Genomic DNA, 20,510 nt, shown 5'->3' on the forward strand with positions numbered 1-20,510 from the left:
GCGGCATGGCTCCCCTGACCGCCCTGCTCTGCCTGGTTCCGCTGCTGCAAACAACAGCGCCGCAGCAGCCGGCCGCGGGGCCGCAGCGATTCCATTTTCAGGAGGTTCATCTTGGCGCCCCGGTGGAGATCACGCTCTACGCACAGACGGAGCCCGCCGCGCGGGTAGCGGCCAGGGCGGCCTTCGACGAGATCGCGCAATGGGAGAGCGCGCTGAGCGACTACTCGCAGGAGTCGGAGGTCGCGCGGCTGCCCAAGTCCGTCGGTGCGCCGGTGCATGTTGGACCGCGCCTGGCCAAGGCGCTTTCTTTGTCGATGGAATTCCACCTCGCATCCGGCGGAGCGTTCGATCCCGCACTGGGGCGGCTGACCACGTTGTGGCGAACGGCCTTTCGAACCTCCGCCATGCCCAGTGCGGCCGAGCTGGCCGACGCCCGCGAGCATTCGGGGGCCCGGCACATCGCGTGGGACGCGGCGGCGGGCACCGTGGCTTTGAAGTTGGAGGGAGTGCAGCTGGATTTCGGCGGCATCGGCCAGGGACTGGCCGCCGACGGGGCCATGGCGGCGCTGCGGGCGCAGGGCGTCTCCTCTGCGCTCATCGACATCAGCGGCGACATCCTCGCGGGCGATCCCCCGCCCGGCGCCGAGGGGTGGCGCGTCCGGGTCGAGCCGGAGTTTCCCGGCGGCGTCGTGCGATCTTTTGTGCTGGCCAACCGCGCCCTGTGCGTCAGCGGTGACCGCGGCCAGCCGGGGCACATCGATGGCAAGACCTTTTCGCACATCCTCGATCCCGCGACGGGCGCACCGATTGACACGCCGCGACAATCCGTCGCACTGGCGCCCAGTGCCGCGGTCGCGGACGCCCTTGCCACCATCGCCTGCGTCATGCCGACCGAGAAACTGCGGACCTTCGCGAAGCAATACCCCGACGCGGAAATCGCCATCGAGCGCAAGCCGCGCGACGGCGGAACGCAGTGGATCCAGCGCGGCAAGCGCTAGGTCAGTTTGGTTTTCCCGGGAACCCGGATCATCGGCGGCGGCGGCGCGCTGTTCATGTCCAGCTTCTCCGGCCCAAGTTTTTCCTGGCTGTTGACCACCTGATCCCAGGTCACTTCCTGTCCCGAGTAGGCCGCCATACGTCCCATGAGCGCCATGCGGCAGGAGTTGACCACGAAGCCGCCATCGTCGATGCGCTTGCCGCTGCGCAGCGCCTTGTAGAACTCGTCGTGCTCAGTCTGATACATGTTGGGATTGGGCCCGTCCGGCGGATAGGACCAGGGATGCTCGCCGATGATTTCATGCGTCGGCCCCCACCCATTAATGAACGCGCTGCCCTTGCTGCCCAGCACGGTGTCGACGTTCTCGTTGTAGCAGTCGGGCTGCTGGCGGCAGACCAGGGTGGCGCGGCGGTTGCGCGGCCACTCGTAGACCACCGCGAAGTTGTCGTAGACGTCGCCGCGCTCGGGAATATTTTCGCGCACCCCGCGGCTGCCGATGGCGGTGCAGCGCGTGGGCGGCTGGTTGCCGAAGGCCCAGTTGATCTTGTCGACGCTGTGGACCGCCTGCTCCACCAGGATGTCCCCCGAGAGCCAGACGTGGTGCTGCCAGTTGCGCAGCTGGAACTCCATGTCGCTCCATCCGCTCTTGCGCGGCTGGATGCCCAGCGGACTGGTGAGATAGTCGCTGTGCATGGCCAGGACTTCGCCGATGTCGCCGCCCAGGATGCGGGTGAAGGTCTCGCGCTCCGGCAGTGAGTAGCGCCAGCAGAATCCGCTCATGAACTGCAGCTTCTTGGCGCGGGCGTCCTCGATGCATTGCACGACGGCGCGGGCGCCGGCGGCGTCGGTGAACATGGGCTTCTCGCAGAAGATGTTCTTGCCCGCGTCGACCGCGGCGCGAAGGTGCATCGGGCGGAAGTATGGGGCCGTGGCCAGGATCACCACGTCGGCGTCGGTGGCGCAGGCCTTCTGCCCCGCGTCGAAGCCGGTGAAGCGCCGATCCGGCGGCACATCGACGCGCGAGCCCTCGGGCCGCTTTTTCAATTCCTCCAGCGCGGTTTCGATGCGGTCGGGAAAGGTGTCGGCCATGGCCCAGAGCACGACGCCGGGGTCCGCCTTGAGGGCCTGCGAGGCGGCGCCGGTGCCGCGCCCGCCGCAGCCGATGAGCGCCACCTTGATCTTGTCGCTGCCCGCGGCCTGCGCGAAGGCACGGCCAAGGACGGGCGCGGCCATCGCGGCCGCTCCGGCGAGCGCCGCGGTCTGGATGAAGTGTCGGCGGGGATAGTTGGGTTCCATGCGGGCTCCTGGGGATGGGGTGCGAGCGCGGTCGTGCCCGCCGAGGATAAGGCGTGCGCGGACTCCAAGTGAAACTATTTCGTCGAAGCGGGTTTGGAATCCGCGGGTTTGGCGGCGCCGGGCGCAGCCAGCGCGGCGGCCGGGAGCTCGCAGGCGACCCGGAATCCCGCGAAGGATCCATCGGCGAGCCACCATCGGCTGGGCGGGATCTGCGGATCCGTGGCGTTCCAATCGGGGCTGGAGGCGCGGATCGTCGAGCAGTCGACTCGCTCGATTTTGTCGTTGTAAGCCCCGCCCACCAGGACCGCCTTGCCGTCGTCGCCAACCGCCCATTCCGCGGCGTTGCCCTTGAGATCGTGGAAGCCGTTGCTCATCGCCTTGCGGGTGCCGACGCGATGGGTGCGACCGCCGGAGTTCCTCGCGAACCAGGCGATCTCCTCCAATGGAACCGCGTCGCTTGAGCCCGCCGCGCAGGCCCCCTGAAACTCGCGCACCGTGGGCAGGCGAAATTTGCGTCCCGTCTTGGCCGAGAGCCAGACGCAGAATTGCCGGGCGTTCTCCTCGCTGACCGAGATCGCGGGAAATCCCGCGTGGCCGAAGCCGCGGTCCATGGAGATGTAAGGCTTGGTCGGCCGCGCGATCGCGTCGGCCTCGGCGGGGCCGCTGCCCGCATCGCGAGAAAAGACGAAGGCGTCAAGCAGTTCCCAGGGAACTTCGGTTTTCCCCAGCAGCACCAAGGGCTTGCCATCGCCGCCGGCGGGATCCTGGATCGGCAGCAGCTCGATCTCCAGCGCCGTGCCGGAGATGTGAACCTTCACCGGGACGCGGTCCGAAGCGCTTGACGCGGACAGAGCGGCCAAGACCAGGAATGAAAGACCAAGCGATCGAGCTCGAAGAGCTCGCGGTCCAATCATTGATAACTCAGCAGCATGAGCCCGACATCGCCACCGTCGACCTCGCCCGAGCCATCCAGATCGGAGACGCAGCCTGGGCAGGGACCGAAGTCCAGCAGCAGCAGGCCCATGTCGCTTCCATCCACGACGCCGTCGCCGTTGAGGTCGGCGGGATCGAGCTCCGGACATTGCAGGGCGAAGACCGAAACGTCGTCGATCGCGGCCTCGACCAGCGAGCCGTTGATGATGTCGCGGGCCACGAACTTCAGCTTGATGCCCGCCGCGGTGACGGTGACAAAGTCGGCCACGCGGAACTGCTTCTGCACCCAGTCGTTGGCATTCTCGGTGACCGATTCGAGCAGCACCCAGTTGGCCCCGTTGTTGCCGGAGATGTAGATCGGCATGTTGTCCTCATTGGGCCCGGCGCCCTTGTCGTTGGAGTACCAGCGCCAGTAGGAGACATAGGGGTCGGTCAAGCCCGACACGGAGAGAAGCGGACTGGTGAGCGTGGTCTGTCCGCCGTCGATGTCGTTGGTTCCATCGCCGGCGCCCGCGGTGGCGTTGCCGGTGACAAAGCACTTGACGCCGGAAGTGGTGTGGTCATTCTCGGGCTGCGCGCTGGTGCCGACCGGATCGGCCCAGACCCAGATGCCGCTGGTGGCCACGGTTCCATCGGCGGTTCCGCCGATGACCCAACCGGTCGCATTGGCTTCGAACGTTTGATCGACCGTCACTTGCGTTCCAAGCGCCGAGGTGGCGCTGTAACTGCCCGCGAGCGGATCGTGAAGATCCACGGGATCGTTGGTGGTGACCGAGATGCTCCAGGAGACGGGCTCGCCGCAGGGTGTCGGCGGCGAATTCACCGCGTAGAGGCCGCCGCCCTCGGGCAGCATCGTGGTTGCAGTGGAGTTGGCGCCGACGGTGGTGGTGAGCACCACGCCGCCCGGGGTCACCGTGTATCCGGCGGTGGTGGCGACTTGCACGGCGACGCGCTGGCCCGTGGGATTGAAGTAGGCTGGCTGGCCTTCCGGATAGGAGACCGTGGCGGGCTCCTGACCAATCTTCCACACAAACAATCCACGCTCGATGTCCGAGCCGAGGATGATGCCGGAAGGCAGGTAGGGATAGTTGCTCCACAAACCGTTGAAGGTCGACGCGGGCGAGGCATCGTCGTTGGGGTAGGTGTCGAACCAGGCGACCTGCACAGGAGTGCTGGGCGTGCTGATGTCGAAGAGGCGGATGCCGCTGGTGTAGTTGGAGCAGTGCAGCAGGTTGCCCTTCACGTACTCGTTGTGGTCGATCGACGTCACGCCGGTCGTGTAGGTGCCGGCGCTGACCGGCGCCGCGAGGTTGCTGATGTTGACGATGATGCCACGGCTGTTCACGCCGAAGTTGTCCTCGTCGAGCTCGTCGTTGATGTAGGCGTACTGGCGGTCCTCGCTCAGCCAGACCTGGTGGCAGAAGGCCGCCTGAGAATAGGTGAAGCGGCCGATGACGGTGATGCTGGCCTTGTTGGTGATGTCGAGGATGTCCAGGCCGGTGTTGGTGTTGCCGCCGTTGGTGCCGCCGCAGGCGAAGAAAATTTCCTTGCCGGCGTAGGGACCGGTGGTCCAGTGGTAGACCACGCCGTCGTGGGTGTACTTCGGATTCCAGGCGGAGACGTAGGCCGGCGACGCGGGATTCGGCTCGAGGTTGTAGACGCGAATGCCGTTGGTGCTGCCGCCCATGCGATAGAGGTAGCCGGTCTGCGTGTTGATGATCATGGTGTGCGTGGCGGTGGCGCCGCCGGTGGTCACGCTGGGCAGCTCGGTCACGATGCCGTTGTCGATCTGCGAAAGGTCGAAGACCTGGATGCCGCCGCCGCCCTCGCTCACCGCATAGGCATAGGTCTTGTAGGTCTTGAGATTCCTCCACATGCTGGTGGGGCCGGTCTTGAACGACACGATGCTCGCCGATCCGGGATTGGTGACCTCGACGAAGCCCGTGCCGTTGGAGAGACCCATGAGCGCGTACTCGCGGCCCGAGGGGCTGACGTATCCCCACACGTCGTTGCCGCTGGTGTTGGAGGGATCAAAGGTATTGCAGGGAAACCAGGACATCAGTCGGATGCCGTTGGCATTGAATGCCATGGCGGCGCTGGTGGTCTTGGTCGGCTCGTCGTCGAGGCGCCAGGCCGGCCCGAAGATCGGCGGCTCCCAGTCGCGCGCCTTGAGGTCGCCCTCGTGGGCGAGCGCCATCATGATGGGAGCGATCACAGCGGCGGTGGCGAGGGCGATCAGGGACATTGTGAATGGCGAGCGAGTCTTCATGGGGTGGTCTTCGGTAGGGATCTTCAGTCAAAAGAAACGACAACCGGTCTCCTCGGGGAAACCTGGGATGACATCCTGTCAGCCGCAGTTAGTTTGACCTGAAAACCGGGGCATGTCAGCACTTTTTTGGTCTTTTTGAAAGATTTTCCGTTCAGGGACTTCGCGTCGTCGGAACGGTGATCGGCGGATTTGAATTGTAATCCCCGGTCAATCCATGCAAAAAGGCAATCAAGTCCGCGGTTTCCTGGGGCGATAAGTCCAGCCGCCGCAGCACCGACTCCGAGTGGTGGTCCAGCAGAGCCGCCCCTTCGAGCGTGCTGTAGAAGCGGATGACTTCCTCGAGCGACTTCATCTGACCCTGGTGCATGTAGGGCGCGGTTCGATCGATCTGCCGCAGGCTCGGCGTGCGGAATTGCCCCCACTGCTCCGGGTTCGCCTCGGTGGCCAGCGTCACGCGGGCCCGCGCGCCGGAAGGGTCGTCGCTCCATGTGCCGGCGGCGTTGAAGGGATCCTGGCGCAGGCGGGCCACGCCGTCGATGCGGCCGCGATCGGTGGGCAGCGCGTCGTCCGCCAGCGGCGCGCCGATGAAGTGAAACTGCCCGTCGCTGAAGGTGGGACCGTTGTGGCAGTCGAAGCACCGGGCCCGGCCGACGAAGAGCTTGGCGCCGCGGATCGCATCCACGCCGAAATCCTGCGTGGGTCCGTCGTTGCCGGCGCGGACCCTCTCGATCCAACGGTCGAACGGCGCCGGGTCGCTGCGCAGCATCCGCTCGTAGGCGGCAATCGCCTTGCCGACCTGGGCGAAGGCCTTGTCGATCTCGTGAGGTTGGTCCGACGCGGGAAAGGGACCGAAGACACTGCGATATTTGCCGTGGAGCAGCGGATCCGCGGCAATCCGCTCCATCACCTCGGCGCGGGTCAGACCCATTTCGCTGGGCGTCTCGAAGGGATGCAGCGCCTGGCTCCACAGGGAATCCGCGCGTCCGTCCCAGGTCAGCCACTTCTGATGGGCGACGTTGAGCAATCCCGGCGTGTGCCGCGTGCCCTTGCCGAGACCCACGGCGACATCGAGCCCATCGGTGAAGTTCATGCCCGGCTTGTGACAAGTGGAACAGGAGACGGTGCCGTCGCGACTGAGGTTGGCGGAGAAGAACAGGTCATGTCCAAGAGCCGCGGCTTTCGGATCGTCGGACCAGCGATTGGTCGGATCGGGTGGCGGCGGCGGAAGCGGCGAGAGCGTGAGGAGCTGCTGCTTCTCGCGAGAACTCAGCACCACGGGCGCGGCGCATCGGACTTGAGTGAAGAGCACAAGCGCCAGAAAGATGGAACGAGATCTCATTCCAGTTCGAGCGTGGCCTGGTTGCGGCGCACCCGCCCGTCCTTCTTGAGGTCGAAGATCAATTCCCAACGGCCCGGCATGTGGAACAACAACGGTTCGGCGCGCCAATGCCCTGGAGAAACCTGGGTCACTTTGGGAACGACATTCATGCCATGGTTGTGCTGGGGCATCTCGGCGTCGCAGCGAAGCTCGTAGCCTTCAAGCGGCTTGCCATCGGCGTCGACCGCGGTGACTTCCAGCGCGAAAGGCTCCGCCCGCGCGATGGGCTCCACCGCCTTCCAGGTCATGGTGCCGCCGGATTGCAGGTTGAATGATCCATGGCCCGCCTTGAGCAGCGCGATCCATGAAGCTCGATCCGCCTGAGCCTTGGCTTCCACCGCAGCATCAGGCATGCCGGGTTGCGGGGATGGATTCGCGGCGCGGCTCTTGCTGAGCGTGAAGGAAGCCTGCCAGGAGCCATCGCGACCGAATCGCTGCAGTCGATGGTTTCCATAGTCGACCACATAAACCGATTTGCCGTCGCCGGTGTCGACGCCGGCGGGAAGCCAGAGCGAGCCATTCTTGGCGGCCTCGATGCCGTCGAAGAATTTCTCCGGAGCGCGCGGCGGCAGGCCGAAGGTGCGGATCACCTTTCCCTGCGGATCCAGTTCAATCAGCGCGTCGTCGGCCGAGTCGCTGACATAGACATGGCCATCGAGGCCCGCGGCGATCCCCTGCGGCGAGCGAATGCTCTCGGGCAGCGTCATGACCGACGCGCCCTTCGGGCTCCGCCGCTCGATGGCGCCGGGCCAGAGCAGAAGAATTTCGTTGGCGTCCGCATCAAAGGCCGACGCGATGACCTTGCCGCGAAGGTCAGCCGCGCGCGGCCGCGCATCGCAAAGGGATGTCTCGCCGTTGGTCGTGACCCACGCGATGTCGCCGCTGGCGAAGACGACACCCGCTCCCCTCGTCTGCGAAGTTTGGGGCGAACCCGCCTTGAAAATGAGATCCACGGGACGGCTCTTTGAAAGTGAGCACTCCTTTCGCACTTGGACGAGATCGATGGATTCGTCGAGCACGGCCATGAAGGCGTCGAAGGCCAGCTCCCGGGAGAGGTCGCGCTTCAGACGCCAGTGCTCCACGCGGTCGACCAGCGCGTCCAGCACCCAGACGCCCATGCCGTCGGCGTCCGTCTGCACCGACACCGGACGAATGAAGCGGCCGGGCTTGTCGCCGTTGCCTCCGAGCGTCGAAACATAGATCGGGGGATCGCTTCGCGTGTCCCAGAGCACCACCGTTCCGCTCTCGGGCTCCCACGCCGCCACCAGGCTGGAGCAGGAGGAGACATCGACGCCGAAATGACTGCTCACGCCCTCGCGGCTGGGCATTGGCGGCCGCACCGGCGGCTGCTCTCCGGCGCGCAGCGGACGAAAGACCTGCACGCGCCGCTCGAAGCCCTCGCACACCGCGACGCGCCCTGTCTTGGCGTCGATGGCGATCGCGGTCGGGTAGTGGATCTTGCCCTTGCCTTCACGCGGCCGCAGAGCGTGCAAGCCGAAGACATCGCGCAGCGCCCCCTTCCAGTCCAGTCGCGTGATCCGGTGGCCGAGACGGTCGCTCACCAGCGGTCCGCCCGCGTCGAAGGCAATGCTGTAGGGCTCGATGAACTGGCCGGGGAAGAATCCGCGCTCGCCGGTAGCGAAGGAAGATCCATCAGCGGCGAGGCAGACCACGCGGCTGTGGCCCGTGTCTGCGACCCACAACGAACCATCCGGCGCGAAGGCCAGAGCTTCGGGAGCGAGCCATCCACCCTGCTTGATGACCACCGGCGTCGGTTCGCCATTGCCCAGCGGCATGCGGAAGACCGCGTCCTGGTCGCGCAGACACCAGGCGATTTCCTTGTCGTTCGAAGCGATGGAAGTGGCATTGGCGGGCACGCTTTGCGGAATCGGCGCACTTTTGTCCAGGCTTCGAAGCGCGATGCCATCCGATGCCAGGGCAATCGGCCCGCTTGAAAGCAATTCGCAGGGCTGGTCGGACACGCTCGTTGTCGACATGGCCCCGGGCGAAGTCAAATCGACGCGGATGACACCGCGACGACCTGCGGCGATGAGCAGCGTCCCATCGCCGTCAAAGCGGACGCCTTTGGCTTCGGCGATTTTTTCGACCGTTCCCTCGTGGACGTAGGCCTCGCCGGCGCGGAGTGCACTCGAAAGCATCAGCGTGAGCAGGAAGGCGAGCAAGGGAATCCGCATGTCGATGAGTCTAGGAATGATTCCAGCCGCGTGCGAAGTGGTTTGTTGGTAGAAATTCACTCGGATGTCGATCGAATCGAAACCCATGCGTCGCCGACGAGTCTCATGGACGACCGTCTGGACGACCGTCGCCGCCATCCTGGTCGTTGGACTCCTCTTGTATGGCGCGGCTGGCAGCCTGGACGCGCGCATGCACACTCTGACCGCCGAGAACTCGCAGCACGCCATCACCCAGGTCTGTTCGAACTGGCTCGTGGGGTGCCTGCCCTTCGCGGCGCTCCTGCTGGCCATTGCGGTCTTCCCCGCGATCCCTTTCCTGGAGCACTGGTGGGAGCGCAACACCAGCAAGCTGCTGGTGAGCAGCCTCATGGGTTTGGTGGCGATGGTGTGGCTTGAACGCGCGGTGGGGGACACGGCCTTCATGCTCACCGCGCTGATGCATGGATTGCACGAATATGTTCCCTTCATCATTCTGCTGCTGAGTTTGTTCGTGATCGCCGGCGGCATCTCCCTCGGCGGGAAATTCGTCGCCACGCCCTACATGAACACGGCGATCCTGGCGGTCGGCGCGGTGCTGGCCAACCTGCTGGGCACCACCGGCGCCAGCATGCTGCTGATCCGGCCGCTGCTTTCGGCGAATTCCCACCGAACATGCCGCACGCACACGGTGGTCTTCTTCATCTTCCTGGTCAGCAATTGCGGCGGACTGCTTTTGCCGATCGGCGATCCCCCGCTTTTCCTGGGCTACCTGCGCGGCGTCCCCTTCGAATGGACCCTGACCCTGTGGAAACCCTGGCTCTTCGTCAACGGCCTGATCCTGGCCGTGTTCTACGCGGTGGATCTGCGCCGCTGGAAGCAGGAGGGATTCCACGGGCACCGCGAAAGCGCGGCGCCGGGACGCCGCCTCACCGTTCACGGCGAATCCAACGCCATCCTGTTGATTCTTGCGGTTCTCGCGGTGGCCACGATCGCGCCGGGCAAGCCCCTGCCCTTCCTTGAGGCAACCGCGCCGGAATTCCTGCGCGAAGGCGTGCTGCTGCTGCTGACGGGATTGAGCTGCGTGATCACGCCGATGAGAGTGCGCAAGCTGCAGGGATTTTCCTTTGGCCCCATTCTCGAGGTCGCCGCGATCTTCTCCGGCCTCTTCATCGCGATGCAGATTCCGATGATGGTGCTGGGCGCCAAGGGCGGGGAACTCGGCATCGAAACGCCGCTCTCATTCTTCTGGATCACCGGCGCGCTCTCCAGCGCGCTGGACAACGCCCCCACCTACGTCGTCTTCCTGGAGGTGGCGCGGAGCCAGACCCCGCAGCACCTCGCGGAGGGAACGCTGGCCCTGGTCGGCGGCGAATTCGTGCGGAGCAATCTGCTGGCGGCCATCTCCTGCGGCGCGGTTTTCATGGGGGCCATGACCTACATCGGCAATGGTCCCAACCTCATGGTGAGGGCGATCGCGGCGAAGGAGGGCGTGGTCATGCCATCGTTCTTCCGCTACATGCTTTGGTCCTGCGGCGTGCTGCTGCCGATCTTTGCGGCCGCGGGTTACTTGTTCCTGCGCTGAATCACACCCGCCTCAGGAGCTCGGTTGATCCTTCTTCGGTGATTCGGCCGGAGGGACGGCCTCGGGTTTTTCTTCGTCGTCGCCTTCGCGCTTCATCATGGCATAGATGATGGACTGGGCGACCACGCTCTCCCCGACCAGCCGACCGACGCGCGAGCTGGCGGCGTCGAGATTGCGGATCTCGCCGCGGTCGAGGTCACTCTCGAAATCCTTCAGCGCGTTCTCCACCGCCAGCATCATGCTGGCCAGCACCGCCCACTCTTCGCGGGTGTCCGGCCAATACTTGCTTGAGCGCACCAGATCGACCGGGAATCGGATGCGCCAGCCCTCCGGCGTCTCGGCCAGCGTGAGCGCGCCGGAAAAAATCGGCTGCCCGTCGTAGCTCAGGGAGGCGGTGCCGTCACCCAAATCCGTGGCCGTCAGCCTTGCCCGCTGCGCCACCAGCCACGCGGCGGGATCGGCGATGGCGACCACCGTCAGGTCACGCGTCGAGGCCTGGCCTTTTTTGCCCAGGATGGCGCCGACTTCCTTTTCCACCTGCGACGGGAAGCGATCGCGCAGATCCGCCGCGACCTTCAGCAGGCGAGCCAGCATGTCCCCGGCCTTGGCCTTCACTTCGGCGATGGCGCTGGCCTCGGTCACGCCGTCGTCGAAGGTGATGTCGCGGGCGGGAATCTCCAGCAGCATGGGCAGGTCCTCGGCGCGATTCTTGGTGGCCATTTCCGCGGCGGCGTCAAGCATCGCCTCGGGAGTGCTGGTGTCGTACTTGGGCTTCTTGCATCCGGCGATGCAGGCGATCAGGCAGAGCAGGATGGAGATTCGGCAGCGCGTCACGCGGCAAGTCTAGCCGCGGAACATGGCCTATTATCCACTCCCGATGTCCGTCATCGAGATCCACGTCAACGGCGAAGCCCGAACCTGCGAATCCGTGCGCACGGTCGCGGAGCTGCTGCACCACCTGGGGCGCGGCGGTGCGCCGTGCGCCGTGGAGGTGAACCAGAAGCTGGTTCCCAAGTCACAGCATCCCGCGCACCCGCTGAAGGATGGCGACCGCGTGGAGCTGGTGACGCTGGTCGGCGGAGGTTGACATGAGCGGAACCCTGGATCAACTCACCGACGTCGCTCCTTCGCCGCTGCAGGTGGGAAGTTTCACGCTGCGCTCGCGTCTGGTGGTGGGCACCGGCAAGTACAAGGATTTCGAGCAGATGCGCCTGGCCATCGAGGCCGGCGGCGCCGACGCGGTCACGGTCGCGGTGCGCCGCGAGCGCCTCTACGACAAGGAGGGGCGCTCGCTTCTTGATGCATTGCCGCTGAACCGCCTCTCGATTCTGCCCAACACCGCGGGGTGCTTCACCGCCGCGGACGCAGTGCGGGTGGCGCGACTGGGCCGCGATCTGCTGGAGCAACTGGGCAATCCCGGGCAGCGCTGGGTCAAGCTCGAGGTGTTGGGTGACAAGTCGACGCTGCTGCCGGATCCGGTGGGCACACTCGAAGCCTGCGCCGAGCTGGTCAAGGATGGCTTCGAGGTGCTCTGCTACTCGAGCGACGATCCAATCGCCGCTGTACGGCTGCGCGACGCCGGGGCCACCAGCGTGATGCCGGCGGGAAGCCCGATCGGCTCGGGCCGCGGCATCGCCAACCGCGAGGCGATCCTGATCCTGATCGACCTGCTGAAGAACCCGGCGCATGGCGGCAGCGCCAGCTATCCGGTGATCGTCGACGCGGGCGTGGGCACGCCAAGCGACGTCACCCTGGCGATGGAGCTTGGTGCCGACGGCGTGCTGCTGAACACCGGCATCGCCCACGCGGCGGATCCGGTTCAGATGGCGCGAGCCATGCGGCTGGCGCTGGAGGCGGGCTATTTCGGCTTCCGTTCCGGCCGCATACCGCGGAAATTGCTGGGCACCGCCAGCAGTCCCTGGTCGGGAACGATCACGCACATTCCCGGAGAGTGAGCGCGGCCGAATGCATCGGCGTCACAATCTTTGCGTTGATGCAACCGCGCCGCGCGGTCGCGGCGATCACTTGGTCTGAGCCACGGGCTTGGCCGCATCGGTCATGAGCCCGCGCAGAATGCCCAACCCCTCGGCCAGCTTGGTGCGCGACACCGCGTAGCTCAATCGGAAGTGCGTGTCGCGCTTGCTGAAGACGCCGCCGGGGATCACCAGCACCCGCTGCGCAATCGACTGCTCGACGAATTGCGACGCCGTCATCTTCAATCGCGGCGGCACCTCCACAAAGGCGTAGAACGCTCCGCCCGGGCGCACCACCTTGGCCACGCCTTCGAAGGCGTCGAGCACCATCTGGCGGCGCGCCTCATACTCGGCGAGCACGGGCGAGAGATCCTGGTCGAATGCCGGCAGCACGCCCCATTGAAAGGGCGAGGGCGCGCAGACGAAGGTGCTCTGCTGCAGCTTGGAGATTTCCTGGATCAGCCGCGTGGGTCCCGCCGCGTAGCCCAGACGCCAGCCGGTGCAGCCGTAGGATTTTCCGAAGCCGCGAATCACCAGGCAGTCGCGGGTCAGGCGCCCCGGCGAGGGGCAGACGCCATTCTCGCGCGCCTCGGGATAGCAGATCTCGTCGTAGATCTCGTCCGAGATCAGCAGCACGCCGCGGCGCTTGCAGAGGTCCACCAGATCGGCGACCTCCTTGCCGGTGAGCACCGCGCCGCAGGGATTGCTCGGGCTGTTGAGCAGCACCGCCTTGGTGCGCGGCGTGATCAGCGGCTCCACGCGCTGCGCGGTCATGCGGAAGTCGGGGTAGGTGTCGCAGAGGACGCAGTTGGCGCTGAGCATCTTGCCGACCTGCGGATACATCACGAAATAGGGATCGGGTGAGATGAACTCGTCGCCGGGATCCAGCAGCGCCATCAGCGCCAGCAGAATGCCGCCGCTGGTGCCGTTGGTGACCACGACGGAAGTGTCGGGATCCCCCTCCGCCCAGCCGAAATCCTCGGCGAGTCGTGCCCGGATGGTCGAAAGCAGCTGCGGGATCCCCTGGGTGACGGTGTAGCCGTTCTTGTTCTCGCGGATGGCGGCGATGGCCGCTTCCTTCATCTCGTCGGGCACGGGAAAATCCGGCTGACCGATGGAGAGGTTGATCGGGTTGGGCATCTTCATGCCCAGGTCGAACACCTTGCGGATGCCCGAGGAATCGACCGAGCGACTTCGAGCTGAGAGAAGTCGGTCAATCATCGCGGATCACTCGTGCGGCGCGTCGGGGCAGGATCACTTCTTGCCGGCGGGGGCCGCGGCCTTGGCGCCCGCGGCGGGCTTGGCTCCGGCGGCGGGGGCGGCGGCCTTGGCTCCGGCAGCAGGCTTGGCGCCGGCGGCGGGCTTGGCTCCTGGGGCGGCAGCGGCGGCATCACCCTCGGCTCCGGCAACCGCTTCCTTCTTCGGCTTCTTGCTCACGGTGGCCTTGATCGAGCGGACCTTCACGGTGCCCAGCACGGACTTCTGCTCCACGTCGAAGCGACCCTCCAGGGTCAGCCGCGCGATGCGCTCGGCGCGGGTGAGCACGTTGCGATGCTGGTTCAAGGCGCCGGACTTGGTCTTCAGACTTGGATGAATGCTCATGGCAGAAACTTCCGATGTCGTTCGAGGTGGAGGCTTCCGCTGCGCCGAACGAGGAGCTCAGCGGAAGAGTTCGAGATAGGCGTCGGAGAAATCCCGGTTGCCCTTGGACTGGGCTTTCCAACGCTGGCCGACCGACTTGACTTTCGCGAGAAGCTCCTGCCCTTCCTTGGTGTCGAGAGCCGCTTTGGTTCTCAAGCCGGGCAGGACGATCACTTTGCGCGATTTGGCATTATTGTCGGAAACCAAGTACGCGGCAAGCCCCTCGGCCCTGCAAAATGCGAGCATATTGTCCGCCTGGTCGCCGGAGGGGCGGGCCAAAGTGAGGTAATTCACGCCCTTTTCGCGGGGATCCACCGACGGTGCCGCGGGGGGCGCGTTCCTGGTGTCCGACTTCGAATCCGTCTTGGCCTCGGTTTTCGGATTGGATTTCGTGCCGGGCGCGTTGTTCGCGGAGGATTTCGGCGGCGCGCTTGTGGTCGCTGGTGCGGCGTTGGAGCCCGCGGATCCATTCTCCTTCAGAGGATCCTTCACCATCTTGTTCATGGCCAGCGTCTTGTCGTCGTTGATCTTGGCGGAGAAGCCCTCGGCGAATCCGGAGGAGCGGCCGCGTCCGACGCCGAAGATGTAGGCCAGCACGGCGAGTCCGATGATGGCGATCAGCAGCAGCCAGAGGAATCCCACCGGCACACGGATCGAGCGCGTCGCGTCGGCGCCGAAGGGCGAGGAGCTCGGCGTGCTTCCGCCCGAGAGTCCGCCGCCCGCGGAAATGGATCCGCGTCCGCCGCTCTGGGTCAGTTCGTACAGGGTGGGAGTGCCGCGTCGCCTCATGGCCGTGAGTCTACCCTTCCCGAACCGTTCGTCCCGCCACCACCGTAGCCGCCGCCATTTGCTCGATGTGGGTGAGCGAGACCTGCCACGCGTCGATGCCGCGCTGGGCGGCGAGCTCCGCGGCGCGGCCGCGCACCGTGAGCATCGGCGAGCCGTCGGCGCGGTGCGTGCACTCGATGTCGGTCCAGGTGATCCCCTCGCGCAGCCCGATGGAGAGCGCCTTGAGCGCCGCCTCCTTGGCGGCGAAGCGCGCGGCGAGGCGCTCCACGCGGCGCTTGGGACCCGAGGCGGCGTACTGCTGCTCGGCGGCGGTGAAGACGCGGTCGAGGAAGCGCTCGCCATGCTCCTCGATCATCCGCGCGATGCGGGCGACCTCGACCAGGTCGATGCCGACGCCGACAACCTGCATGGAGGGAATCGGAAGGCTCGTCATGGATTCACCGCGGGCAGAAGATCGTTCCATCGCTTGACGCAGCGGGCGCATTCCTCGGCGGGCTGTCGCCACGCACGGCAGTCGATCACGGGCAATCCGCGGAAGCCGCAGGTGTCCAGCGCGATCCGGTAGGCCAGTGCGTCGAGGCGCCCCTGCCCGATCGCCCCGCGCTGTCCGGTCGCGTCGATGTCGTTCACCCGGGCCGCCACCAGGCGCGAACCCGCCTGCGAGACTTCCTGGGCCGGGTTTTTTTGCTCGAGCAGGATCGCGGCGGGGTCGATGCCGATGCCGCTCAAGTCGCTGGCCTTCGGGCGGGTGAAATCCGCCATGGGCACGCCGCGCCGCGCGGCCTCCTGGGCGATGGTCTTGGCGAGGTCCGGATCGCCCGGCATGAAAAAGCTCACCGGCATCCGGTTCAAACCCTCCGCGAAGGCGATGGACTCGAAGAGCGCGGTCATGGATCGCTCCACCGTCTCCAGCTGCGCGAAGCGCTCCAGCGGAATGAAGCAGTCGATGCCGGAGGCGGCCAACTCATGTCGGCGCAGCGTGGCCGCGACATCGCGGCGGGCGCCGATGTCAAGCTCGCGCGGCCGCAGCCCGGGCTGCGAGGCGTCGAACTGAACGCCGGCGACGTTCAGGCGCACCGCCTGGGCGAAGCCGCCGGGCGAAGGACCCAGCGCCGCCAGGGTGACCGCGAGTTGAACGGGAGGCGTCCGCACGCGTGCGAGTCTATCGGTGGAACTACCATGCCGAGGACGATGGACGCGAAGGTGAAAAAGAAGCCGGCCACCGAGGTTGCCCGGGCGCAGAAGTTGCTCGCGGCGCTGCGGCGACGCTATCCCGACGCCCGCTGCGCGCTGCACTGGAACAAGCCGCATGAGCTGCTGATCGCCACGATCCTGAGCGCCCAGAGCACCGACGTCGGCGTGAACAAGGCCACTCCCGCTCTCTTCGCGCGCTTCCCATCGCCGCGGGCTTTCGCCGACGCGACGCCGGCGGACATCGAGCCCTTCGTGAAGACGCTGAACTTTTTCCGCAACAAGGCAAGAGCAATTCATGAGAGCATGAAGATGGTGTGCGAGCGCCACCGCGGCGAAGTGCCGCGCACCATGGAAGCCCTGCTTGAACTTCGCGGCGTGGCCCGCAAGACCGCCAATGTGGTGCTGGGCAATGCCTTCGGCATGAACGAGGGGGTCGTGGTCGACACGCATGTGGGACGGCTGGCGCGGCGGATGAAACTTTCCCGACATGAGGATCCGGTCGACGTGGAAGCGGACTTGATGGGCCTCTTTCCCCGGGAGCACTGGTGCCAATTGAGCCATCTGCTCATCGACCACGGACGCAACGTCTGCAAAAAGCGCGGCGGAAGCTGCTCCGAGGATTCCATCTGCAAGGAGTTCTGCTCGGAGGCCAAGAGGGCCACACCATTACCTTCGATGGCGCAAGACAAAAAGGGCCCGTCACGCCCGAGGAAACCTAGGTCTTCGAAGCGGGCTTCGGCTCGCCCTCGTCGGGGGTGAATTCGGCCACGCCCATCCCGCCGAAGTGGCTGACCCAGACGGCCCCCAGTCCGGTGCGCAGCGGATGAATCCACAGGATCGGTCCGGGCAGGCGAAGCTCACCGCGCTTGACGATGATCAGCGCCCCCGTGGTCACGGCGGCCCCGTCGCCCTGCGAAGCGGGCTTCAGCACGGTGATCCCATCGGTGTGTCCCACCCAGAGATCGCCATCCACGGAGGTGAGCACGCAGGCGTAGATGTTGGGCGGCAGCTCCCACTCCGTCTCCGCCGTCGATGACTTGAAATGAATCTTGCGCCCCGCCGTGACGGGATTCACGCCGTCGCCCTTGTCGATTTCCGCTTCGGCCCAGGCCAGCGTGACCTTGGTGTCGGCGATGGTGGTCAGCGACACGGTCTTGTCGGAGAGCGTGGGCTTGCCGCGGATGGGATAGAGCCAGAATCCCTCGCTGCTTCCGGCGAGGACGCGCCGTCCGTCGAAAAGGGATTGCTCCAGGCGGCCCGGCTCGCGCACCGCGTCGGTGAACGTGTCGCCCGGACCGTCCTTGTCGTCGTGCAGATGAAAGACGCCGCGGCCAAAGGAGCCGGTGACGGCGTAGAGATTGTCCGAAAGCGGCGCCAGATCCCTCGCGCCCTTGACCGAGGTGTACATCGGCGACTCGAGCTTGCCCCCCTTCACGTCCCATGACGCGATTTCGGTGTCGAAGATCGCCCAGACCCGCCCGTTGGCCACGACCAGGCGGCGAAGGATTCCGCGGATCGGCTCGCCGGCGACTTCGCGCAGGTCGGCATTCATGAGCCCCACCGTCGCGCCTTCCTTGCCCTGCAGCGCGAAGGCGAATCCACCCGGCAGACCGGCGCTGGCCGGCAGCGGCTCCAGCATGCTGGCGGCGCCGAGGAAGCGGTTGTCCTGCAGCAGCTGCACCCGCCGCGCCACCGGCGCCGCGGGTCCGTGCTTCGTGTCGACCACGCGGCCCACCGTCGCCTCGCCCGCGAGCAGCTTCTCGCCATCGGCGGCCCGCACCACGCCGCCGTCGCCCGAGATGTAGAGCATGTTGTTCACCACGCGGATGGAGCGCGGGCGGATGCCCAGCTCCTTCGCGGTGACGAGGTCGATCAGCACCGGCAAACGCGGCGAGGAAATGTCCCAGCGGACCACGGCGTCGCCGTCGACGACCGCCACCAGGTCGCCATGCCAGAGGGCGATGTCGGTGATGGCGCCGCCCTCGCCGTTGGGCTCGATGCGCTCGCTGCGCAGGGGCTTGGTCCCCCGGCCTTCGAGCACCATCAGCTGCGATCCGAAGCCGACGTACCAGAGGCCGTCGTTGACCAGCAGGCAATCCTGCGTGCCCCCGACCTGATGGGTCAGCTTCAGCGTCTTGGTCCGCCGGTCGACCCGGTCCTCCTTGACGTAGTTCTCCAGGCAGCCCCAGAGGGGGAGCATGCAGAGTGCCAGGATGAGCAGCGGCCGGCGCATCGGGGAAAGGTATCCGCTGGCAAGCCCTTGGGGAACACGCGGCCAGGTCGTGCGTGCCGGAGGCGATACGCTGTGTCCGTGGACACCAAGACCCGAATCGATCATTTGAAGAAGCTGCACGCCGCGGACCCCAAGGACGACTTCTGCATCTACAGCCTCGCCCAGGAATACGCGGGATCCAATCAGCTGCCGGAAGCCATCACATGGTTTGAAAAACTTTTGGCGGAGCATCCCGCCCACGCCTACGGCTACTACCACTACGCCAAGGCGCTGGAGCGCTGCGACCGCGCCAAGGACGCGCTGGCGGCGCTGCAGCGCGGACTGCAGGAGGCGCGGAAATCCGGCGATGCCAAGGCCGCGTCGGAACTCGCTTCCTACCTGGACGAGCTGACCCCGTAGTCGCAGCGGAGCTTGGACATGGCCCACACCATCGAACTCGTCACCTTGCATGCGAACGATCCCGGACTGGTCTACTGGTTCGTCGACGGCCGAAGGTTCGGCCCGCTGCGGCGCGACTACGCCGACAAGCTGGGCATCCGCGCCGGCGCCTCATGGAACAAGGCCCGCGCGCAGAAGGTGGAGCATCTGGCACAACTGCAAGCGTGTCACACGGCGGCGCTGTCCCTGCTGGCGCGGCGCGATTACACGCAGGCGCTTCTGCTGGAACGGCTGGGGCGCCGCTGGCCCGACGCGATCGCCGAAGCCACCGTGGAGCAGATGCGCGCCGCGGGCTGGGTGAACGACAAGACCTATGCCGTGCGCCGGGCGGCCAAGTTGTCGGAGCGCAGGATCGTCTCGCGCGAGCTGCTCGGGGCGCATTTGGCCAGCGAGGGCGTGCCCGAGACGATGGCGGAGCGCGCAGCGCACGGCGCGGCGACCTCGGAAACGCAGCTCGGCGCCGAGGCGAAGCGACTCGCGCGATCCGGGAAGTCGCCTGCGGTGATCGCCCGGAAATTCGCCCGCGCCGGTTTCGATGTGGATACGATTCAGTCGGCTTTCTCGAAAGCCCGCATCGCATGGGACCCCGATTCATGAACTCTGTTGCCATCACGTGCGCCGCGACCCTTGCGCCGCTGCTCTCCATGCTGGGCGGCTGCCAGAACCAAACCAACACGCTCACCCACGCGGGCGACGATCCGACACCTGATCTGAAGAGCCCGATGCCCTCGACCGCCGCGGCCAAGCCGAGTCCGGCGAGTCTGCGGGGGCTGGACCGAAGGAATTGGGAGACGCAGCAGGTCGACGCGCCGCGCGGACAAGTCCAGGTGCAGCCCAATTACTCGGAGCCGCTGGTGCTCAACGGAACCGCTTCGCGCGACGGCTACCTCTTTCCCAACGCACACGATTCCCTCTACCTCTCCAGCAGTGTCGGCGCCGCTGCGATGGAAGGAGCGGCCCAGGTGGTGTGGCCCGGAATCCTGATCGTGATCTCGCCGGTTCGCATGGCCGTCGGGGAGCCGCCCTGGCTCACCGTCGAGCAGCCCCTGATGGCAGTCGGCGTGCTTCCTCCGAGCCAGACCCGCGAGGATCCGGCGCTGTGGAAATGGGTGACGGTGCAGCCGGACACCACGGCGCCGACCAAGCCCTCAACGACGATGAACGCGATCGGCGGCGCCGCGCCGGCGAAGTCTCCAGAGCCGAAGAAGCCATGAGCGCACCGGTCGAACCTCGCGACAGCTTTCAGATGGACGCGCGGGGACTTCCCAGCGGATATCCCTTGCGCCCGGATTGGGAGATCACGCCGCGCGACTATGTCCGGCGCAAGGCCGCCGGCGAGCGCTTCGTGCTGGTGGATGTGCGGCCGCAGCAAGCCCGCGAGATCGCCCTGCTGCCGGACTCGCTGCATATTCCGCTGCCGGAACTTGAGGCGCGGATCGACGAGTTGCAGGAGATCGACGGTGCCTGCGTTGTGACCTTGTGTCACCACGGCGTCACCAGTCTCCGCGCTGCGGCCGTGCTGCGCCACGCCGGTGTTTCCAACGTCTACAGCATGGCCGGCGGCATCCATCTCTGGAGCGTGGACATCGATCCCGCCGTTCCCATTTATTGAC

At 66.2% G+C, this 20,510-nt stretch carries 21 protein-coding genes; 9 read left to right on the plus strand and 12 right to left on the minus strand.

Translation table 11 applies throughout. From position 1 onward, the window contains the following. The first annotated feature begins 5 nt into the window (after nucleotides 1-5). Complete coding sequence (locus tag K8R92_03700) at nucleotides 6-998, plus strand: FAD:protein FMN transferase (GenBank protein ID MCE9618995.1); 993 nt, start codon at nucleotides 6-8, stop codon at nucleotides 996-998. On the opposite strand, the gene K8R92_03705 is transcribed toward K8R92_03700, so the two are convergent. From K8R92_03705 to K8R92_03725, 5 genes are all read right to left on the minus strand, one after another. Continuing rightward, complete coding sequence (locus K8R92_03705; protein ID MCE9618996.1) at nucleotides 995-2,293, minus strand: Gfo/Idh/MocA family oxidoreductase; 1,299 nt, start codon at nucleotides 2,291-2,293, stop codon at nucleotides 995-997. The genes K8R92_03700 and K8R92_03705 overlap by 4 nt on opposite strands. Before the next feature lie 74 nt (nucleotides 2,294-2,367). Then, on the minus strand, nucleotides 2,368-3,153 hold the full coding sequence (locus K8R92_03710) for an SUMF1/EgtB/PvdO family nonheme iron enzyme (GenBank protein MCE9618997.1): 786 nt from the start codon (nucleotides 3,151-3,153) through the stop codon (nucleotides 2,368-2,370). Nucleotides 3,154-3,203: 50 nt separating this feature from the next. After that, nucleotides 3,204-5,471 (minus strand): choice-of-anchor B family protein, encoded by a 2,268-nt coding sequence (locus K8R92_03715; GenBank protein MCE9618998.1) that lies wholly within the window; start codon nucleotides 5,469-5,471, stop codon nucleotides 3,204-3,206. A gap of 175 nt (nucleotides 5,472-5,646) precedes the next feature. Beyond that, nucleotides 5,647-6,834: a methylamine utilization protein gene (locus K8R92_03720; protein ID MCE9618999.1), complete on the minus strand. Its 1,188-nt coding sequence runs from the start codon at nucleotides 6,832-6,834 to the stop codon at nucleotides 5,647-5,649. Next, nucleotides 6,831-9,068 (minus strand): FixH family protein, encoded by a 2,238-nt coding sequence (locus K8R92_03725; protein ID MCE9619000.1) that lies wholly within the window; start codon nucleotides 9,066-9,068, stop codon nucleotides 6,831-6,833. The genes K8R92_03720 and K8R92_03725 overlap by 4 nt, the downstream gene beginning before the upstream one ends. An 85-nt stretch (nucleotides 9,069-9,153) precedes the next feature. Between K8R92_03725 and K8R92_03730 the strand changes: the two genes are divergently transcribed. Then, the gene (locus tag K8R92_03730) at nucleotides 9,154-10,629 is read left to right on the plus strand and encodes a sodium:proton antiporter (GenBank protein MCE9619001.1); all 1,476 of its coding nucleotides are present in this window, start codon (nucleotides 9,154-9,156) and stop codon (nucleotides 10,627-10,629) included. 12 nt (nucleotides 10,630-10,641) lie between these two features. On the opposite strand, the gene K8R92_03735 is transcribed toward K8R92_03730, so the two are convergent. Next, complete coding sequence (locus K8R92_03735) at nucleotides 10,642-11,463, minus strand: hypothetical protein (GenBank protein ID MCE9619002.1); 822 nt, start codon at nucleotides 11,461-11,463, stop codon at nucleotides 10,642-10,644. A gap of 52 nt (nucleotides 11,464-11,515) precedes the next feature. Here K8R92_03735 and thiS point away from each other — a divergent pair, with 52 nt between their 5' ends. Together thiS and K8R92_03745 are read left to right on the plus strand one after the other, a co-directional pair. Continuing rightward, a complete protein-coding gene (thiS, locus tag K8R92_03740) occupies nucleotides 11,516-11,716 on the plus strand; it encodes a sulfur carrier protein ThiS (protein ID MCE9619003.1) in 201 nt (66 codons plus the stop codon). Nucleotide 11,717: 1 nt separating this feature from the next. Next, nucleotides 11,718-12,584: a thiazole synthase gene (locus K8R92_03745; GenBank protein MCE9619004.1), complete on the plus strand. Its 867-nt coding sequence runs from the start codon at nucleotides 11,718-11,720 to the stop codon at nucleotides 12,582-12,584. 66 nt (nucleotides 12,585-12,650) lie between these two features. Here the strand turns inward: K8R92_03745 and K8R92_03750 are convergent, their stop codons facing one another. From K8R92_03750 to K8R92_03770, 5 genes are read right to left on the minus strand one after another with little or no spacing between them, the layout of a single operon-like run. Then, a complete protein-coding gene (locus K8R92_03750; protein MCE9619005.1) occupies nucleotides 12,651-13,823 on the minus strand; it encodes an aminotransferase class I/II-fold pyridoxal phosphate-dependent enzyme in 1,173 nt (390 codons plus the stop codon). Between the two features lie 33 nt (nucleotides 13,824-13,856). Continuing rightward, nucleotides 13,857-14,204, minus strand: coding sequence for a small basic protein (locus K8R92_03755; GenBank protein MCE9619006.1), 348 nt, complete (start codon nucleotides 14,202-14,204; stop codon nucleotides 13,857-13,859). A 57-nt stretch (nucleotides 14,205-14,261) separates the two neighbouring features. Next, entirely contained in the window at nucleotides 14,262-15,032 is a 771-nt protein-coding gene (locus K8R92_03760) for a hypothetical protein (GenBank protein MCE9619007.1), read from the minus strand. 10 nt (nucleotides 15,033-15,042) lie between these two features. After that, nucleotides 15,043-15,441 carry a holo-ACP synthase gene (gene acpS, locus K8R92_03765; protein ID MCE9619008.1) on the minus strand — a complete coding sequence of 133 codons (399 nt, stop codon included), beginning with the start codon at nucleotides 15,439-15,441 and terminating at the stop codon, nucleotides 15,043-15,045. Between the two features lie 20 nt (nucleotides 15,442-15,461). Next, complete coding sequence (locus K8R92_03770; protein MCE9619009.1) at nucleotides 15,462-16,184, minus strand: hypothetical protein; 723 nt, start codon at nucleotides 16,182-16,184, stop codon at nucleotides 15,462-15,464. Nucleotides 16,185-16,223: 39 nt separating this feature from the next. Here K8R92_03770 and nth point away from each other — a divergent pair, with 39 nt between their 5' ends. Continuing rightward, nucleotides 16,224-16,985: an endonuclease III gene (nth, locus tag K8R92_03775; protein MCE9619010.1), complete on the plus strand. Its 762-nt coding sequence runs from the start codon at nucleotides 16,224-16,226 to the stop codon at nucleotides 16,983-16,985. Here the strand turns inward: nth and K8R92_03780 are convergent. Then, a complete protein-coding gene (locus K8R92_03780; GenBank protein MCE9619011.1) occupies nucleotides 16,942-18,459 on the minus strand; it encodes a hypothetical protein in 1,518 nt (505 codons plus the stop codon). The genes nth and K8R92_03780 overlap by 44 nt on opposite strands. Before the next feature lie 78 nt (nucleotides 18,460-18,537). On the opposite strand from K8R92_03780, the gene K8R92_03785 reads away from it, so the two are divergent. The 4 genes from K8R92_03785 to K8R92_03800 are packed head-to-tail and all read left to right on the plus strand — an operon-like array spanning nucleotide 18,538 to nucleotide 20,509. Further along, nucleotides 18,538-18,858 carry a tetratricopeptide repeat protein gene (locus K8R92_03785; protein MCE9619012.1) on the plus strand — a complete coding sequence of 107 codons (321 nt, stop codon included), beginning with the start codon at nucleotides 18,538-18,540 and terminating at the stop codon, nucleotides 18,856-18,858. An 18-nt stretch (nucleotides 18,859-18,876) separates the two neighbouring features. Further along, nucleotides 18,877-19,494: a RecX family transcriptional regulator gene (locus K8R92_03790; protein MCE9619013.1), complete on the plus strand. Its 618-nt coding sequence runs from the start codon at nucleotides 18,877-18,879 to the stop codon at nucleotides 19,492-19,494. Continuing rightward, entirely contained in the window at nucleotides 19,491-20,111 is a 621-nt protein-coding gene (locus K8R92_03795; protein MCE9619014.1) for a hypothetical protein, read from the plus strand. Before K8R92_03790 ends, K8R92_03795 begins: the two co-directional genes overlap by 4 nt. Next, a complete protein-coding gene (locus K8R92_03800; GenBank protein ID MCE9619015.1) occupies nucleotides 20,108-20,509 on the plus strand; it encodes a hypothetical protein in 402 nt (133 codons plus the stop codon). Before K8R92_03795 ends, K8R92_03800 begins: the two co-directional genes overlap by 4 nt. The last annotated feature ends 1 nt before the right edge of the window (nucleotide 20,510 follow it).

It is taken from the genome of Planctomycetota bacterium, from assembly GCA_021414025.1.
GTDB lineage: Bacteria > Planctomycetota > Phycisphaerae > Phycisphaerales > SM1A02 > SYAC01.

Bases quoted from the DNA above. Each gene is read 5' to 3' on its own strand.
- K8R92_03715 (MCE9618998.1), bottom strand. From the start codon at position 5,471: ATGTCCCTGATCGCCCTCGCCACCGCCGCTGTGATCGCTCCCATCATG.
- K8R92_03730 (MCE9619001.1), top strand. From the start codon at position 9,154: ATGCGTCGCCGACGAGTCTCATGGACGACCGTCTGGACGACCGTCGCC.
- K8R92_03745 (MCE9619004.1), top strand. From the start codon at position 11,718: ATGAGCGGAACCCTGGATCAACTCACCGACGTCGCTCCTTCGCCGCTG.
- K8R92_03795 (MCE9619014.1), top strand. From the start codon at position 19,491: ATGAACTCTGTTGCCATCACGTGCGCCGCGACCCTTGCGCCGCTGCTC.
- K8R92_03790 (MCE9619013.1), top strand. From the start codon at position 18,877: ATGGCCCACACCATCGAACTCGTCACCTTGCATGCGAACGATCCCGGA.
- K8R92_03800 (MCE9619015.1), top strand. From the start codon at position 20,108: ATGAGCGCACCGGTCGAACCTCGCGACAGCTTTCAGATGGACGCGCGG.
- K8R92_03725 (MCE9619000.1), bottom strand. From the start codon at position 9,068: ATGCGGATTCCCTTGCTCGCCTTCCTGCTCACGCTGATGCTTTCGAGT.
- K8R92_03720 (MCE9618999.1), bottom strand. From the start codon at position 6,834: ATGAGATCTCGTTCCATCTTTCTGGCGCTTGTGCTCTTCACTCAAGTC.
- K8R92_03700 (MCE9618995.1), top strand. From the start codon at position 6: ATGGCTCCCCTGACCGCCCTGCTCTGCCTGGTTCCGCTGCTGCAAACA.
- K8R92_03755 (MCE9619006.1), bottom strand. From the start codon at position 14,204: ATGAGCATTCATCCAAGTCTGAAGACCAAGTCCGGCGCCTTGAACCAG.
- K8R92_03705 (MCE9618996.1), bottom strand. From the start codon at position 2,293: ATGGAACCCAACTATCCCCGCCGACACTTCATCCAGACCGCGGCGCTC.
- K8R92_03780 (MCE9619011.1), bottom strand. From the start codon at position 18,459: ATGCGCCGGCCGCTGCTCATCCTGGCACTCTGCATGCTCCCCCTCTGG.
- K8R92_03760 (MCE9619007.1), bottom strand. From the start codon at position 15,032: ATGAGGCGACGCGGCACTCCCACCCTGTACGAACTGACCCAGAGCGGC.
- nth (MCE9619010.1), top strand. From the start codon at position 16,224: ATGGACGCGAAGGTGAAAAAGAAGCCGGCCACCGAGGTTGCCCGGGCG.
- K8R92_03750 (MCE9619005.1), bottom strand. From the start codon at position 13,823: ATGATTGACCGACTTCTCTCAGCTCGAAGTCGCTCGGTCGATTCCTCG.
- acpS (MCE9619008.1), bottom strand. From the start codon at position 15,441: ATGCAGGTTGTCGGCGTCGGCATCGACCTGGTCGAGGTCGCCCGCATC.